Origin of the sequence: Erwinia sp. S43, assembly GCF_016624745.1 — a bacterium.
Lineage (GTDB): Bacteria > Pseudomonadota > Gammaproteobacteria > Enterobacterales > Enterobacteriaceae > Erwinia > Erwinia coffeiphila.
In genome coordinates, this window is sequence record NZ_JACVTX010000010.1 from 128,234 (window position 1) to 143,368 (window position 15,135).

A 15,135-nucleotide genomic window follows, 5' to 3' on the forward strand; every position below is an offset into this window, starting at 1 on the left:
CAGGGCGATAGCTATTCGCCCAGAGCCGTTAATTCAGGGGAGCCGAAAAGGCTCCCTTAAACGCCTTTCTTCAGCAGATAACGATACGGTAGCGCGTCGGTATTCTGTGCCAGCAGCGTATGCTCCATAAATCGGCAGAAACCGGGGATATCGCGCGTAGTCGCCGGGTCGTCAGCAATAATCAACAGCGTTTCGCCCTCCTGCATATGGCGCACGGTTTTACGCACCATCATGATCGGTTCCGGGCAGCGCAGGCCCAACGCATCAAGGGTCTTATCGGGGTTAGCGAAAAGGTCGCTCATGAGATTCTCAACAGTAATGATAACAAACAGCCGCTATTCTACCGCCGGACGGCCGGGGCGCAACAGCGCTATCGGACGATAACGTTTGCGCTAAAATTAACCATTGCAATAGCAGCACAACCGGGTAATATGCCGCAAAATCGCGCAAGCGACCGATGTGCTGCCGTCAATACGGCCAGTGCGTCTTAAATTTAAACTGGGTTCCCTCACCCCATTGATCTTAAAAAGGCTCAATATGATCGCATTTACTTCGCGTCAGCGTACCCACGCGCTGATCTGGCTCAGTCTGTTTCATCTGCTGGTGATCACCTCCAGCAACTATCTGGTCCAGCTGCCGGTTTCCATTTTTGGTCTGCACACCACCTGGGGCGCGTTCAGCTTCCCGTTTATCTTCCTTGCCACCGATCTGACGGTACGAATTTTCGGTGCCCCGCTGGCGCGTCGCATTATCCTGGCGGTGATGATCCCGGCCCTGTTTATCTCCTACCTGATTTCCGCGCTCTATTTTCAGGGGGAATGGCAGGGAGTGGACTCACTGAAAGAGATGAATATCTTTGTAGCCCGCATAGCCTGTGCCAGCTTTATGGCCTACGCGCTGGGTCAGATCCTCGATATTTATGTCTTTAACCGCCTGCGGCAGAAAGCCGCCTGGTGGATGGCACCGGCGGCGGCGATGTTCCTTGGCAATATCAGCGATACGGCAGCCTTCTTCTTCATTGCTTTCTACCAGAGCACCGATCCGTTTATGGCAACCCACTGGGTAGAGATCGCCATGGTGGATTACTGCTTTAAAGTCATGATCTGCATGATTTTCTTCCTGCCTGCCTATGGCCTGCTGCTCAACGCCACGCTGAAGCGATTAGCAGAAAAATCCAATGGTCCACAGGTTAATTTTGGGTAAGCTGGTTACACACAATGTCACGCAAGATAAGTTGCTTTTACACGCTGAATGCTATTGTATAAGTGCCTGATATCTTAAGTGATGACTAACAAAGGGACCCTGATGCGTAACCTACTGAAATATGCCGGAGTAAGTTTACTGGTAGTTGGCCTGGCCGCCTGCGATGGCAAGAGTGACACCGCCGCTGCGGATAAAAATGCCAGCAGCCAGGCAAGTCAGAGCAGCCAGACCGTTTCACTGATGGACGGCAAACTGAGCTTCGCGCTGCCTGCCGGCATGAGTGACAAAAGCGGCAAGCTGGGTACTCAGGCTAATAATATGCACGTTTACGCAGATGAATCAGGCCAGAAAGCGATCATTGTCATCGAAGGCGACAGCAGCAACGATACGCTGGAAGACCTGTCAAAACGCATGATCGAGCAGCAGCGTAGCCGCGCGCCTCAGCTGCAGGTGGTGACCAATAAAGAAATTACCGTTAACGACCAGCAGCTACAGCAGCTGGATACGGTGATCTCCGCTAACAATCAGACCGTCTGGTCTTCGCTGGTGATGGGCAAAGTAGATGGCAAACTGCTGACCATGCAGATCTCCCTGCCGGGAGACGATCAGCAGGCCGCGCAGACCGAAGCGGGAAATATCCTGAAAACGCTTCAGCTGAAGTAATACTGCGCTCACAAAAAAACCTCCCATCTTCGTCATCGGGCTTCAACAGAAGCCCGTTTCAGAAGTGGGAGGTTTTTTTACGTCAGGCGCTTACAGACCGGCCGTTTCGCGAATGTATTTACGTGCTTTTACCGCGTATTCAAACGGGTTAGCCAGCGCAGGGTCCTGCTCGGCTTCCACTACCATCCAGCCTTTGTAGCCGAAATCGTCGAGGATTTTGAACACCGGTTTGAAATCAATCACGCCGTCGCCCGGAACGGTAAAGGTGCCTTTCTTCACGCCGTCCAGGAACGACAGCTTCTGGCTTCTGACCTGATCGACGATTTCATCACGCACGTCTTTCAGGTGTACGTGGTTAATACGCGGCAGATACCTGGTCAGAATCGCCAGCATCTTCTCCTGGCTGCCTTCTGAGTAATAGGCGTGGCCGGTATCGAACAGCAGATAAACGTCGTCATTGGTTTCCGCCATAAAGCGATCCACTTCTTCCGTGGTCTGAATACCGGTACCCATATGGTGATGCAGACCCACCGTCATGCCCTTCTCAGCGGCCAGTTTTGCCAGCTCGTTGTAGCCTTCGGTAGTCAGACGCCACTGCTCATCGGTAAAGATCGGCTTCTCTTCCAGTACCGCTTTGGTGGTGCCCTGAATGCTCAGGCTCTGCTCGGAGCAGCCAATCACTTTCGCCCCCATCGCATGCAGGAAGTCGCGATGGTTGATGAACTCGTCGATGGTCTTCGCTTTGTCGCCGTTGGCGAAGAAGGTGCTGAACCAGGCGTTAACGATCTGAATGCCACGAATATCCAGCATCGGCTTCAATACTGCCGGGTCGCGCGGGTATTTGCTGCCCACTTCGCTGCCGACAAAACCGGCCAGCGCCATTTCGCTGACGATCTGCTGGAAGGTGTTCTCTTTACCCAGATCCGGCATGTCATCGTTAGTCCAGCCGATCGGGGCAATAGCCAGTTTGACGTTATCTTTGTTCATGATCCTACCTCTGGTGTTCACCGGGCGGCCACAACCGCCCGCTGTTATTTCCGCAGCAGTTCACGCTCGATCAGTTCGCGCGTAGCAACCGCTTCAACGTTCATTTCTTCCGGATAACCGAACAGCGCTGCGGCGATAATCGGATCGCCGCCGACCTTGAAGGTTTGCTCAGCAAACTTCATATCGCGCAGAGTCTGGAACAGCGTCGGGAAATCAACCTCACCTTTACCCACGGCAACGTGCTGGTGAATCGTGGCGTCCACACCCGGTGGGTTCACGATATAGCGGCAGTGCTTGGTATGGTTCATGGTGTCAGCAATCAGCACGTGGGACAGATCGGCACCGGCGTACTCCAGCATTGGCTTCACATCGCCCTTGCCTTTGTCGTAGAAGAAAGTGTGCGGTGCGCTGTACAGGTACTTCACGTTCTCACTGCGGAACGATTTCACAATATCGGCCGTTTCATTGCTGTTTTCGCAGAAATCCCACGGATGTGACTGGATTTCGATGCGAATGCCTTCGCGTTCAACGATAGGCAGCAGCTCTTCCATGGAGCGATAGAACATCTCTTCACAGATTTCTGGTTCGTTCGGGTTACCGGAAAGTTCGGTATTAATAACCTGCACACCGGTCTCTACCGCGATCTCAATCATACGTTTCCAGTTGCGAACGGCAGCCTGGCGGCGTGCCTCGTCAGGACCGGACCAGCGATAAACCACGATGTATGAGGAGATCTCTAACCCGGTAGCACGCAGCGCGTTTTTGTACTCGGTGATAATTTCGCGGCTGGCTTTAGGATGCTTGTAGAACGGGTTGATCTGCGGATGCGGGGACTGCTCAATATATTTGTAGCCCCAGTCAGCCACCTGGTGAACCATTTTTGTGATGCCCAAATCTCGAATGACATCCACATCAAAGGCAATTTTCATCAGACTCTCCGTGATTAAATCAGTACGCTGTTTTACGGTTTCCCCTGCTCACCGGCAGGGGAAGGTGCGGTAGCAGCGCGGCGATTAGTTGTAGAACGCCGGGCGCTCTGGCAGTTCCACCGGCTCAATCGCCCCGCTGTTCTGCGCTTTATGGCAGGCATCAGCGGCAACGGAAGCGGCATAACCGTCCCAGGCGGATGGCCCGGTCAGCTTGCCTGCGGTGGCATCATTAATAAACGCCTGCAACTCAACGTCATAGGCATCGATAAAGCGGTCTTTCCAGTCGGTCAGAATGGCGGTAGAAAGCTGCGCGTTCTTACGCATCTGCACGGCAGACGGCTCTGGCAGCTTAGCAATCCCTTCTTCACCGACCACTTCGCACTGGATGTCGTAGCCGTATGCGCAGTTAACGAAGATTTCAACGTCAATGCGGATACCTTTACGGGTTTCAAACAGAACGATCTGCGGATCTTTCAGTTTTGCATGGGTTTTGGAGGTTACGCGTGGGAAGACAACCTGTACAGATTTGTAGTCGTCTTCGGTCAGCCAGCGCAGTACATCCAGCTCGTGGATCAGCGTGTTAGTAATCGCCATATCGGTAGTGTAGTTCTCCGGTACGGTCGGGTTACGGTGCGCGCAGTGCAGCATCAGCGGCTCGCCGATTTCACCATCGGTAATCACTTTTTTCAGCGCGCGGTAGCCGGCGTCGTATGGGCGCATAAAGCCAACCTGCACCAGGCGCTTGCCGAATTTAATCTCTGCATCCACCACGCGGCGGCAGCCTTCAGCGGTCATCGCCAGCGGCTTTTCACAGAACACAGGCTTACCGGCAGCGATTGCAGCCAGCGTGTACTCTTCGTGCGTTGGGTCCCATGAAGTCACCAGCACGGCATCCACGTTGGAAGAGTTCACGACGTCGTGACCGTCTGCGTAAACTTCAGCATTCAGACCCAGACGCGCAACGGCCGCTTTCGCGCCTTCCACGTTGATATCAGAGACGGCCACAACCTCTGCACCCTGCAGTACTTTGCTGCAGCGACGGATATGTTCCTGACCGATGGCACCAGCACCAATAACACCTAACTTTAACGTCATGATCGATCCTTACTTGAGTAGGGGGTAAAAGCGGGCTAAGCAGCCCGCGCTTTAAAGGCAAAAAAGAACAGCAAAAGGAACAATAAAAAATGCGTTATTAATATTCGCGAGCCTGGTCGATATGCTCGTTAAGCTTACGGGCAACGGCGTCCACTCGCTCAGAGTCGGAAACCTGTGCTCCGCCCACGCGCCACCAGCTGAAATACTTGTGGATCATGGTTTTCGGCAGAACTTTAATATCGAACAGGGTGGAAACAGTCTGCTTCTGCGCATCAATCAGCGCGGCCTTCAGCTCTTCCAGCGTGGTAATACGGTAAGTTTTGCAGCCGTAGCCTGCGGCAATCGCGGCGAAATCAATCGGTACAAAGCCACCGTTCAGCTTGCCGGTTTCCGCGTTACGGAAGCGGAACTCGGTGGTGAAGCTGTCCATACCGTGTTCCATCTGCAGGTTGTTAATGCAGCCGTTGGTCATGTTATCCAGCAGCACCACGTTGATTTTGGCGCCTTCCTGAATCGAAGTAACCAGTTCGGAGTGCAGCATCTGGAATGAACCGTCGCCTACCATGGTGTAAACCTCACGGTGCGGCTCGGCCAGCTTAACGCCGAGAGAAGCGTTGACCTCGTAGCCCATGCAGGAGTAGCCATACTCGACGTGATAGCTGTTGTAATCTTTGGTGCGCCACATGCGCTGCAGATCGCCCGGCAGGCTGCCCGCGGCGGCGACAATCACCGAATCCTTTGGGAGGTGCTCGTTGAGCGTCCCCAGTACGCTGCTCTGCGTCAGGAATGAACCGGTCAGACGGTTGAACTCGGCAAACAGCGCTTCGCGGTCAATGTGGTCAGCGATTTCCGGCACGAAGTTTTCTTCGCTGTACACCGCCGAGTAAACGCGCTGAGTTTCTTTCAGCAGCTTGCTCTGTGCCTGGCTTACCTGCTCACCCCAGCCGTTGCGGATCGTTTCCACGCGGCTGTTCAGCGCGTTCAGCGCTTCCTGGGCATCGGCCACAACCTGCACCGCATCCAGCTTGTAGGCATCAAAATTGCTGACGTTGATGTTGATGTAGTTCACGTCCGGGTTCTGGAAGATCCATTTTGACGCGGTGGTAAAGTCGGTGTAGCGCGTACCGATACCAATCACCAGGTCGGCCTCTTTCGCCAACAGGTTAGCGGCCAGGCAGCCGGTTTCACCCACGCCGCCCACGTTCAGCGGATGGTCGGAAACGATGGTGCCTTTACCGGCCTGAGTTTCAGCAAACGGGATACCGTGACGCTCGGCGAAGGCCAGCAGCGCTGCGCCCGCGCCGGAGTACTTCACCCCGCCGCCGCAGATGATCATCGGCTTGTGTTTTTCAGCAATCAGCTTCAGCGCGTCGGCCAGCTGGCCTTCGGTTGGCAGACGGCGCTCAATGCGGTGCACACGCTTCTGGAAGAAATATTCCGGGAAGTCATAGGCTTCACCCTGCACATCCTGCGGCAGAGAAATGGTCACCGCGCCGGTTTCTGCCGGGTCGGTCAGCACGCGGAAGGCGTTGATACAGGCGGTCATCAGCTGCTCAGGACGGTTAACGCGGTCCCAGTATTTGCTGACGGCGCGGAAGGCGTCGTTGGTGCTGATGCTCAGATCGTGGCTCTGCTCAATCTGCTGTAGAACCGGATCCGGCTGGCGGGTGGCAAACACATCGCCCGGCAGCAGTAATAAAGGAATGCGGTTAGCGGTGGCGGTCGCCGCAGCGGTAATCATGTTGGCCGCGCCCGGTCCGACGGAAGAAGTACAGGCGATAATCTCGCGGCGCAGCTTCTGCTTGGCATAGCCCATTGCCGCATGCGCCATACCCTGCTCGTTACGGCCCTGATACACCACCAAATCGCCGTTGTTGTGTTCCAGAGCCTGGCCCAGACCCAGCACGTTGCCGTGGCCAAAGATGGCAAAAATGCCCTTAACGAATTTGGTCTCAACGCCGTCTACCGACAGATACTGGTTGTCCAGGAATCTGACCAGAGCCTGTGCTGTAGTTAATCTGATCTTGCCCATTTGCTCTTCCTTTATTTGTCGGGGACGCCACACTCAGGTCCACCGGTATTCGCATTTTTGGTCGCCCTGGTGAGAAATCGGCGACAGCTATAAGTGAAACGTGAGCCGATTATAAACAAATATTTTTTTCACTAAACAGAATTACAGAAGAAACATTTCATTTTGCGAGTGAGATCAAATTCTGCGTTGAAACGAGGATGAATGGGGGGATCGGCAGGGGGGAAATGAAACGCCAGGTGCCATCCAGACATAAAATGATAAAAACCCTTTCACTTCAATATGTTTACTCTTGTTATCTAAGAAAGTTGAGATATCGCTCACAACTCCTGAGCTGCCTGAAACGGCGTTATCTCTGTCGGGCGGATATAGCGCTGTGCAAGAGTTTTAACCACCTCACACTTTTGGGGCAATAATTTCATTTCATATTGAAATTGGAATTTTTATTCCTCATACTCGTTGGCATGTTAGATCCGGATTCGATCGGGCTGGCGTGCCACCGATCTGCTGGAGAAGCTCAAACAGAGTCGGCTTTACCCGAAACCACCGGCGGCTAATCAACCGCGAAAAAACGCCGATGACCAGGGTACATCACAGAAGGAAAAAACAGGTATGAGTACACAACAGAAGCGGCTTGATGTGATTTGTATCGGGCGCATCGCCGTCGACCTTTATGGCCAGCAAATCGGTGCGCGCCTTGAAGATGAAACCACCTTTGCCAAATATCTGGGTGGCTCATCCGGTAACGTGGCTTACGGTACTGCAATCCAGGGCCTGAAATCAGGCATGCTGGCGCGCGTTGGTGATGAGCATATGGGCCGCTTCCTGCGGGAAGAGCTTCAGCGCGTAGGTTGCGACACTCAGAGCCTGATCACCGATAAAAAGCGTCTAACCGGTCTGGTCATCCTGGGGATCAAAGATCAGGAAACCTTCCCGCTGGTGTTCTACCGTGACAACTGTGCCGATATGGGCCTGGTGCCGGACGATATTCAGGAAGACTACATCGCTTCTTCCCGCGCCGTTGCCGTGACCGGCACGCACCTTTCCCACGCGGATACCCGTGCAGCCGTGCTGAAAGCGCTGGAAATCGCCCGCCGTCACGGCCTGCGTACCGCGCTGGATATCGACTACCGCCCGGTGCTGTGGGGTCTGACCTCACTGGGCGACGGCGAAACACGTTTCGTTGAATCCGACCGTGTTACCCAGCAGCTGCAGGAAGTTCTGCACTATTTCGACCTGGTGGTGGGAACGGAAGAAGAGTTCCACATTGCCGGTGGCAGCACCGACAGCCTGACTGCGCTGAAAAACGTGCGTAAAGCGACCAAAGCGACGCTGGTCTGCAAACGTGGCCCGCTGGGCTGCGTCGTCTTCGAAGGCGATATCCCGGACAGCTGGGAAGAAACACAGCTGCAAAGCGGCGTGCGTGTGGAAGTGCTGAACGTACTCGGCGCGGGCGATGCTTTTATGTCCGGCCTGCTGCGCGGCTGGCTGAACGACGAAAGCTGGGAACAGGCATGCCGTTACGCGAATGCCTGCGGTGCGCTGGTGGTTTCTCGCCACGGCTGTGCGCCAGCCATGCCAACGAAAGAAGAGCTGGATGATTTCCTCAGCCGCGATAAAGACGTTAAGCGCCCGGATCTGGACGCACGTCTGAACCACCTGCACCGCGTCACCACGCGTAAGCAGGAGTGGACCGAACTGAACATCTTCGCCTTCGACCACCGCAAACAGCTGGCCGACATGGCTGCCGAAGCGGGCTTCGACGATTCACGCATTCCAGAACTGAAAACGCTGCTGTTGCAGGGTGCACAGGAAGCGGCTCGCGAAGCCGGTCTGGACGATGGCCGCTGCGGTATTCTGGCGGACACGACTTACGGCCAACCCGCGCTGAACGCGATTACCGGTAAAGGCTGGTGGATTGGTCGCCCGATCGAGCAGCCAAGCTCTCGTCCGCTGCGCCTTGAGCACGGCAACATCGGTTCCCAGCTGGTGGACTGGCCGCAGGAACACGTGGTCAAGTGTCTGACCTTCTACCATCCGCACGACAGCGCGGAAATGCGTAAAGAGCAGGACGACCTGATCCTGGATGTGTGGAAAGGCTGTAACAAATCTGGCCATGAGCTGCTGCTGGAAGTGATCCTGCCGGAAAGCAACCCGGATAAAGATGAGAAGTACTATCTGGAAATTCTGACCCACTTCTACAGCATGGGCATTCAGCCTGACTGGTGGAAACTGCCGCCGCTGTCACACGCATCATGGGAAGCTATCAGCGCGCTGATCGAGAAAAACGATCCGCACTGCCGCGGTATCCTGCTGCTGGGCCTGGACGCGCCGGAAGCCGAATTGAAAGCGGGCTTTGCCGCTGCGGCGAAGAGCCCATGGGTCAAAGGCTTCGCGGTAGGCCGCACCATCTTCGGCCAGCCGTCACGCCAGTGGCTGCAGGGTGAGCTGGATGATGCCTCGCTGATTGCCAAAGTTAAAAGCAATTACCTGACGCTGATTAGCTACTGGCGCGAAGCACGCCCGGCTAAGTAATCAGTAGCACACTCCCTGACGGATATCAGAATTCATTCTGGTTCTGTCGGGGAGTTTTCATATGGCGAGCACATCACTTCCAACACTTCTTTTTATTACATGAAGCTACCAAAAGCATTCGATTGATTTATTTCATGAATTGATTATTGATATAAAAAGCAGAGGGTAAAATGATGAAGATAATAAGCCATAATGTTCCAAAATCACGAAGATTTTCACTTCATTTTGAAGTACCAGTAGCCAGGCATATTCTCACTGAGCCCCAGCCCTCTGATCTATATTTATTATGAAAATGACTACGTTATTTTAGGCGTCTTTTTAGAGAAAATTTTCCGCCAGCATGCCACGTCAAGATTAAAAACTCAGGAATCACGAAAAAAAATCAAAAGAAAAAATAAGAGGGGTAAACACCCCCCGAAAAACGGATAAATTTAACTATTCACACTGAACGTTTTATAATTGCCCAATAATAAGTACTGCTGACCCATTAAAATCACCGGCCGCGGGTTTTGAACCATTTCCTACCACAGCAAACTTGACATAATCGCTACCTGAGCCATTGTATAACGTAGTCTGAAAACCGTCATTCGGCTTTACCGGCTTATTATTATATAGCATGACAACACCAATCCTCGGGTTTGAGGTTCTTATGGCATCGCCGAAAGATGCACTTTCTGCGATAAGGTTAACTTTAATATTTTGGCTCAGCGTGGTATTACATTTGTACTTAAGCTGACGGTTATCCTGATAGGGTGATGACAGTGCCGACGTTGTTAACACGGAGCTGTCAATCAGGCCAAAATTAATGTCCATCGTTTTCCCCTCATTAATACTACATTCGACAGGAATAGGGATGATGGCCTGTTGCGTTATAAGACGATATATCGGTATATTTGGGCGCTCGCCTGAATAGACATAGCGGTATAAACTAGCCAGCTCCAACCCTGCGGGAATATGGAATGCACCACCTATTAATTTCCGGCGAAGTTTAAAATAAACTTTTCCATTATTACCTACATAAGCATCAGACAGCTTGGTAACGCCTTTTCCCGTAGGGCCCATCAGTGAACCAAAGTATTCATTCACAAGAGGAGGATAATACTCACCAGAAAGCCCAGTACTGGCGTCCACGAAAACAATACCGATACGGAAATCAACATCATCCGTCAGTTTATTATATCCCGAGTACTTCCCTGGTGTGTTTATACCTTTATCCACTGAAAAATAAGATGCACTCCTTGCTCCATATTCACTATAGCACCATCCTGGATAATGATTGGGTTGTGTAATGAATGGGACCGTTGCCGTCGCACCTGCCAGATTTGAACTAAACATAGATGCATTTAATGATACATTTAAATTGTTCATTGGATCGGCCCAGCATCCACCATTCGGCATTCCCGGTGGTACAGAGGGGACAGCATATGCCGTTGAAATGGTCAATGTCAGAAGCGTCAATACCTTTATCGGAAAAATGCTACCGAAAATAATTTTGATTAATTTCATGATTACCATCGCGAATTTATTAAATTTAAGATAAACGTTATTACAAGAAAAGATCGCGGATATTAATCAGATGGAACCCGATTGGTGATGACATTACAGCGTTCCTGGCTACATTTAAAAGTAACTTCTGGGCGGCCACCATAGTCATTCAAATAGGTAAATACCGGAGCATTTCCATAATCGCCGATATCACCCGGCAACATTTCACTGGAGCCCGGCGCCAACATGAATGGCGTAAAATCAGCGATTTTTTGTCCTTTATGATGGGTCTGCGCATCCACCAGCGTGATGTAATACGGGCTTGGATTTGCAATCTCCCAGCGATTATCCCGTCGCGTTAATACAAGCTGTGACTGCCATGGACTGGCAAGATCCAGGTTTTTCAATCCCACAGGGCGATAGAAGATCTTGATACGATTTTGCAAAGCAATTTGGAAGGTATTCCCTCCCTTAACGCGGGGAGGGATCTCCCGCAGATTTAAGTAAAACAACGTTTCCCGGTCCTGACGCAACAATCTCGCCGAAGGTAGCGCCTGTATTTTAATCTGCGAGTTTTCCCCAGGTTCTAAACGCTGAATAGGAGGCAGTATCAACAACGGCCCCTGGACACGCTTGCCATTTTCGTCCTCTATCCACCCCTGTGCAAGGTAAGGGTCATAAGGATTTTGATTAATCACCAACAGGCTTTGTGATGATTTATCACTGTCGAAAATGACTCGTGACTGCTGTATGGCAATCGCGGCATAAGTCATTGGGGAAAATATAAATATCAACAGAAAAAGAAGGCGACTTACTGATAAAAACATAACGTATCCATCTGTTTTTTCATCATCATCTAAAAATTAACCTATGCACCCAGTTAAATCTCGATCATCATAAATTTTTTAAATAATACCTATTGAATATTAATTAGCAAAGTTGCTGATGCATTAAAATCACCGCCAGTTGAAATATTTTCACCAATAATATTAGGGGATGCTGCCAGTATCAGACTATCTGCAGGATTAGGTAAATTGAACCATGTGTTAATATCAACCCGGCTTCCATTTTTATAAAAAACAATCCCCATACCTTTCATGTTTGTATCAAGAATGTAGTCATAGGTATCTGATGTACCTACGATTTTCATTCTTAATCCGTCACCTGAACTCAAGCCGGTACATTTCACACTAACATTCAGATTCTTTTTAATCGTTACACCATCGGCGTCTTTCTTTGAAATATTTCCAAAAGGTACGATAATCTGTTCATCATTGTTGATAGTGCATGGGTTTTTATCAACAACGCGACCTCTGAAATTAACAGTCATCATTCCCGTATCAACAGCGTAACCGGGTAGACAAACCCCGAATAGAAACGCTATTGCAGCTATCTTCCATGCACACATATATCTTCCATTTTTTACTATTTCAGCAGAGGCAATTCATCATCAAGATAAGATTATTATATACTGACGATAATAAATTCCATCTAAGAAAAAAACGAAATTAGCCAAGTTAGATTTAATTATAATCAATTATGCTTTAGCCTGGAAATGTTAAATCATCCATGGGTTAATTTCGATAATTTCCTTTTCTGATAAAATCAGCAAATAATACATACGATATAAAAAAACATAATTTCTAAAAAAAACAGTTAATAACACTACGATTGCACCATAAATGCATATTATATCAATAGGATAAATGCTGAAACCGCGCATCTGGTAGTCAAGACCCATGCCATAACTGGAAAATTGTCAAGGACATGATCAGATTTGAACAGCGGTTCTGTCATCACCAACAACGTATCTTAACGCTGACAAATATGCAGCATAAAATGCTGAAACAGAGATTTCGCCACCTCATTCCAGGAGATATACTGCCGCTGAGTTTTTGCCAGTTCGTTGCAATTTTGTGAACCAATTCCCAACCCTGATGAAATAAAAGGCGCTGCTTTCTTCATCAAGTGAAATTTTTTGTTCATCTGGTAGAATGGCGTTCAGAAGAACATCAATTTTGAGATTAGCGAGCCGCTTAATGACCAACAATCCAACACAGCTTTCACTGCTACAGGACGACATCCGTCGCCGTTATGACACCTTAAGCAAACGCCTGAAGCAGGTGGCTCGCTATATTCTGGATAACAGTAACAGTATCGCCTTCGACACCGTCGCTTCCATTGCACAGCAGGCAGACGTACCGCCTTCCACCTTAATTCGTTTCTCGAATGCCTTTGGCTTCAGCGGCTTCAATGAAATGAAGCAGGTGTTCCGTCAGCACCTGATGGAAGAAACGGTCAACTACACCGAACGTGCACGTCTGTTCCGCCAGACCGCGACAGATGAAACGCCAACTGCACCGGAAAATCCGGCTGAGATCCTGAATGTGTTCACTATGGTGAACTCGCAGGCGCTTCAGCAGCTGGCAATGCAGATTAACCCCGAGCAGCTGGAAAAAGCGGTCAAAATGCTCGATGAGGCCGATAACATCTACGTGATTGGTCTGCGCCGTTCGTTCAGCGTGGCCTCCTACCTGACCTACGCTCTGCGCCACCTTGAGCGCCGTGCATTTTTAATCGACGGTCTGGGTGGCATGTTTGCCGAACAGCTGAGCATGGTAAACCCAAAAGATGTGGTGATTGCCATCAGCTACTCACCTTACGCGCGTGAAGCGGTTGAACTGGTTGAGCTGGGAGCCAAACGCGGTGCCCATCAGATAGCCATTACCGACAGCCAGGTGAGTCCGCTGGCCGCCTTTAGCGACGTCTGCTTCGTGGTGCGCGAGGCGCAGGTTGACGGATTCCGTTCTCAGGTGGCTTCCCTGTGCCTGGCACAGACGCTGGCAGTTTCGCTGGCGCTGAATAACGCCAACTAAATGCATACCGGCGCTCGCCTCCTGCCAGCGCCGGTTACACCTCATATCCGCTGATTCTTCCCGGCAGGCAGGCAAACCAGCAGTTCAAGTACCAGCAGCCCGGCCACCAGCAACAGCGGCAGATCCCAGCTACCGACAGATTTCCTCAGATAGCCCACCAGCAGCGGCCCCAATCCGGCGATCAGATAGCCGACGCTCTGTGCCATCGCAGAGAGCCGGGCAGCACTTTCACCACTGGCGCTGCGGACAACAAACAGATAGGTTCCCAGCCCCGGACCGGCACCCTGACCAAACCCCAGCAGCAGCACCCACACCATCGCGGTATTCGCGGGGGCATACAGGATCCCGAGCGTGCCCACCAGGCAGCACAAAATGGTGAGGACCATAAATCCGCGCTGATCGCGCGCGCGCGCCGCCAGGAACGGCACCAGGAAGCCGCCAATCATCAGGCTAAACTGCGAAGCGGAAAACAGCAGCGCAGCACTTTCAGGCGATGAGCCCCGGCTGGTGAAAATGGTCGGCATCCACGCAAGGAAGACATACAGATTCAGCACCTGCAATCCAAAAAATAGCGTCACCGACCACGCCACGCGTTGGCGATACAGATCGTTCCCCACACCGTTGTGCCCCCCGGAAACCTGCCCCGCCGCAACGGAGTGACGCAGCTGCGGCAGCCAGATCAGCAGCGCCAGCAGCGCCGGGATCGCCCACAGCCCAAGGGATTGATAAGCGGCCACCTCATCCGCCCCCAGCGAAAGGAACAGTGGGAAAGCGCCACCGGCACCGATTACCGCCCCGACACCCAGCATCAGCGCATAAATTCCCATTACCGACCCCATCTGCTGCGGCAGAAAACGCTTACGCGCCAGCGCGGGCATAATGACGTTCATCACCGCAATACCCACACTGCCAATCGCCGTGCCCAGCAGGAGCATGGACTCTCCTCCTCCGCGCATAGCACAACCGAGGCACAGCAGAACCAGCGCCACAAACAGCGCCCGCTCTTCCCCCATTCGCTGGCGCAGCTTCACGCCGGTGATAGAGAAAACGCTCAGCAGCACCAGTGGCAGCGTGGTCACCAGCAGCGTTGAGGTAAAACTCAGGTGCAGCGCCGACAGCAGCGGCCCCACCGTTGCAAAGATCAGCCGCATATTCAGCGACACCATGATGAAGCCCAGCCAAAGCAGCCAGAGCTGTCCTGGCCGCGCCATCGCGCCCCCGGCGAGGCGGCGATTGCCGTCTGATAATTCGTTCATTTCTCACTCCGAATTGGTGATTTCTATCCTCGCTCCGTTTGTGGCGCGATGCTGAGTCAGGCCGTGAATAGCCCGCA

At 51.9% G+C, this 15,135-nt stretch carries 13 protein-coding genes; 4 read left to right on the forward strand and 9 right to left on the reverse strand.

Features of this window, described 5'->3' with window-relative positions; all coding sequences use genetic code 11:
• Positions 1-56: 56 nt before the first annotated feature.
• A complete protein-coding gene (gene tusA, locus IBT47_RS14325) occupies positions 57-302 on the reverse strand; it encodes a sulfurtransferase TusA (RefSeq protein WP_200560926.1) in 246 nt (81 codons plus the stop codon).
• A 235-nt stretch (positions 303-537) separates the two neighbouring features.
• On the opposite strand from tusA, the gene IBT47_RS14330 reads away from it, so the two are divergent.
• Both IBT47_RS14330 and IBT47_RS14335 read left to right on the forward strand, forming a co-directional pair.
• Entirely contained in the window at positions 538-1,203 is a 666-nt protein-coding gene (locus tag IBT47_RS14330; protein WP_105594093.1) for a 7-cyano-7-deazaguanine/7-aminomethyl-7-deazaguanine transporter, read from the forward strand.
• 102 nt (positions 1,204-1,305) lie between these two features.
• Complete coding sequence (locus IBT47_RS14335) at positions 1,306-1,866, forward strand: DcrB family lipoprotein (RefSeq protein WP_200560929.1); 561 nt, start codon at positions 1,306-1,308, stop codon at positions 1,864-1,866.
• A gap of 90 nt (positions 1,867-1,956) precedes the next feature.
• Here the strand turns inward: IBT47_RS14335 and iolE are convergent, their stop codons facing one another.
• From iolE to iolD, 4 genes are all read right to left on the reverse strand, one after another.
• Positions 1,957-2,853 (reverse strand): myo-inosose-2 dehydratase, encoded by an 897-nt coding sequence (iolE, locus tag IBT47_RS14340; RefSeq protein ID WP_200560931.1) that lies wholly within the window; start codon positions 2,851-2,853, stop codon positions 1,957-1,959.
• 44 nt (positions 2,854-2,897) lie between these two features.
• The gene (locus IBT47_RS14345; protein ID WP_105594096.1) at positions 2,898-3,782 is read right to left on the reverse strand and encodes a sugar phosphate isomerase/epimerase family protein; all 885 of its coding nucleotides are present in this window, start codon (positions 3,780-3,782) and stop codon (positions 2,898-2,900) included.
• Positions 3,783-3,866: 84 nt separating this feature from the next.
• Positions 3,867-4,877, reverse strand: coding sequence for a Gfo/Idh/MocA family protein (locus IBT47_RS14350; RefSeq protein ID WP_105594097.1), 1,011 nt, complete (start codon positions 4,875-4,877; stop codon positions 3,867-3,869).
• Positions 4,878-4,974: 97 nt separating this feature from the next.
• On the reverse strand, positions 4,975-6,909 hold the full coding sequence (gene iolD / locus IBT47_RS14355) for a 3D-(3,5/4)-trihydroxycyclohexane-1,2-dione acylhydrolase (decyclizing) (protein ID WP_200546772.1): 1,935 nt from the start codon (positions 6,907-6,909) through the stop codon (positions 4,975-4,977).
• A 609-nt stretch (positions 6,910-7,518) separates the two neighbouring features.
• Between iolD and iolC the strand changes: the two genes are divergently transcribed.
• Positions 7,519-9,441, forward strand: a complete 1,923-nt coding sequence (gene iolC / locus IBT47_RS14360) for a 5-dehydro-2-deoxygluconokinase (protein WP_200560933.1) — start codon at positions 7,519-7,521, stop codon at positions 9,439-9,441.
• A 453-nt stretch (positions 9,442-9,894) separates the two neighbouring features.
• On the opposite strand, the gene IBT47_RS14365 is transcribed toward iolC, so the two are convergent.
• The 3 genes from IBT47_RS14365 to IBT47_RS14375 all read right to left on the reverse strand — a co-directional run bounded on the left by IBT47_RS14365 (position 9,895) and on the right by IBT47_RS14375 (position 12,334).
• Positions 9,895-10,947: a fimbrial protein gene (locus IBT47_RS14365; protein WP_200560935.1), complete on the reverse strand. Its 1,053-nt coding sequence runs from the start codon at positions 10,945-10,947 to the stop codon at positions 9,895-9,897.
• A 62-nt stretch (positions 10,948-11,009) separates the two neighbouring features.
• The gene (locus tag IBT47_RS14370) at positions 11,010-11,753 is read right to left on the reverse strand and encodes a fimbria/pilus periplasmic chaperone (RefSeq protein ID WP_200560937.1); all 744 of its coding nucleotides are present in this window, start codon (positions 11,751-11,753) and stop codon (positions 11,010-11,012) included.
• A gap of 89 nt (positions 11,754-11,842) precedes the next feature.
• Positions 11,843-12,334 (reverse strand): fimbrial protein, encoded by a 492-nt coding sequence (locus IBT47_RS14375; RefSeq protein WP_200560939.1) that lies wholly within the window; start codon positions 12,332-12,334, stop codon positions 11,843-11,845.
• Positions 12,335-12,965: 631 nt separating this feature from the next.
• Here IBT47_RS14375 and IBT47_RS14380 point away from each other — a divergent pair.
• The gene (locus IBT47_RS14380; RefSeq protein ID WP_105594105.1) at positions 12,966-13,802 is read left to right on the forward strand and encodes a MurR/RpiR family transcriptional regulator; all 837 of its coding nucleotides are present in this window, start codon (positions 12,966-12,968) and stop codon (positions 13,800-13,802) included.
• Positions 13,803-13,843: 41 nt separating this feature from the next.
• On the opposite strand, the gene IBT47_RS14385 is transcribed toward IBT47_RS14380, so the two are convergent.
• Positions 13,844-15,058, reverse strand: a complete 1,215-nt coding sequence (locus tag IBT47_RS14385) for an MFS transporter (RefSeq protein WP_200560941.1) — start codon at positions 15,056-15,058, stop codon at positions 13,844-13,846.
• Between the last annotated feature and the right edge of the window lie 77 nt (positions 15,059-15,135).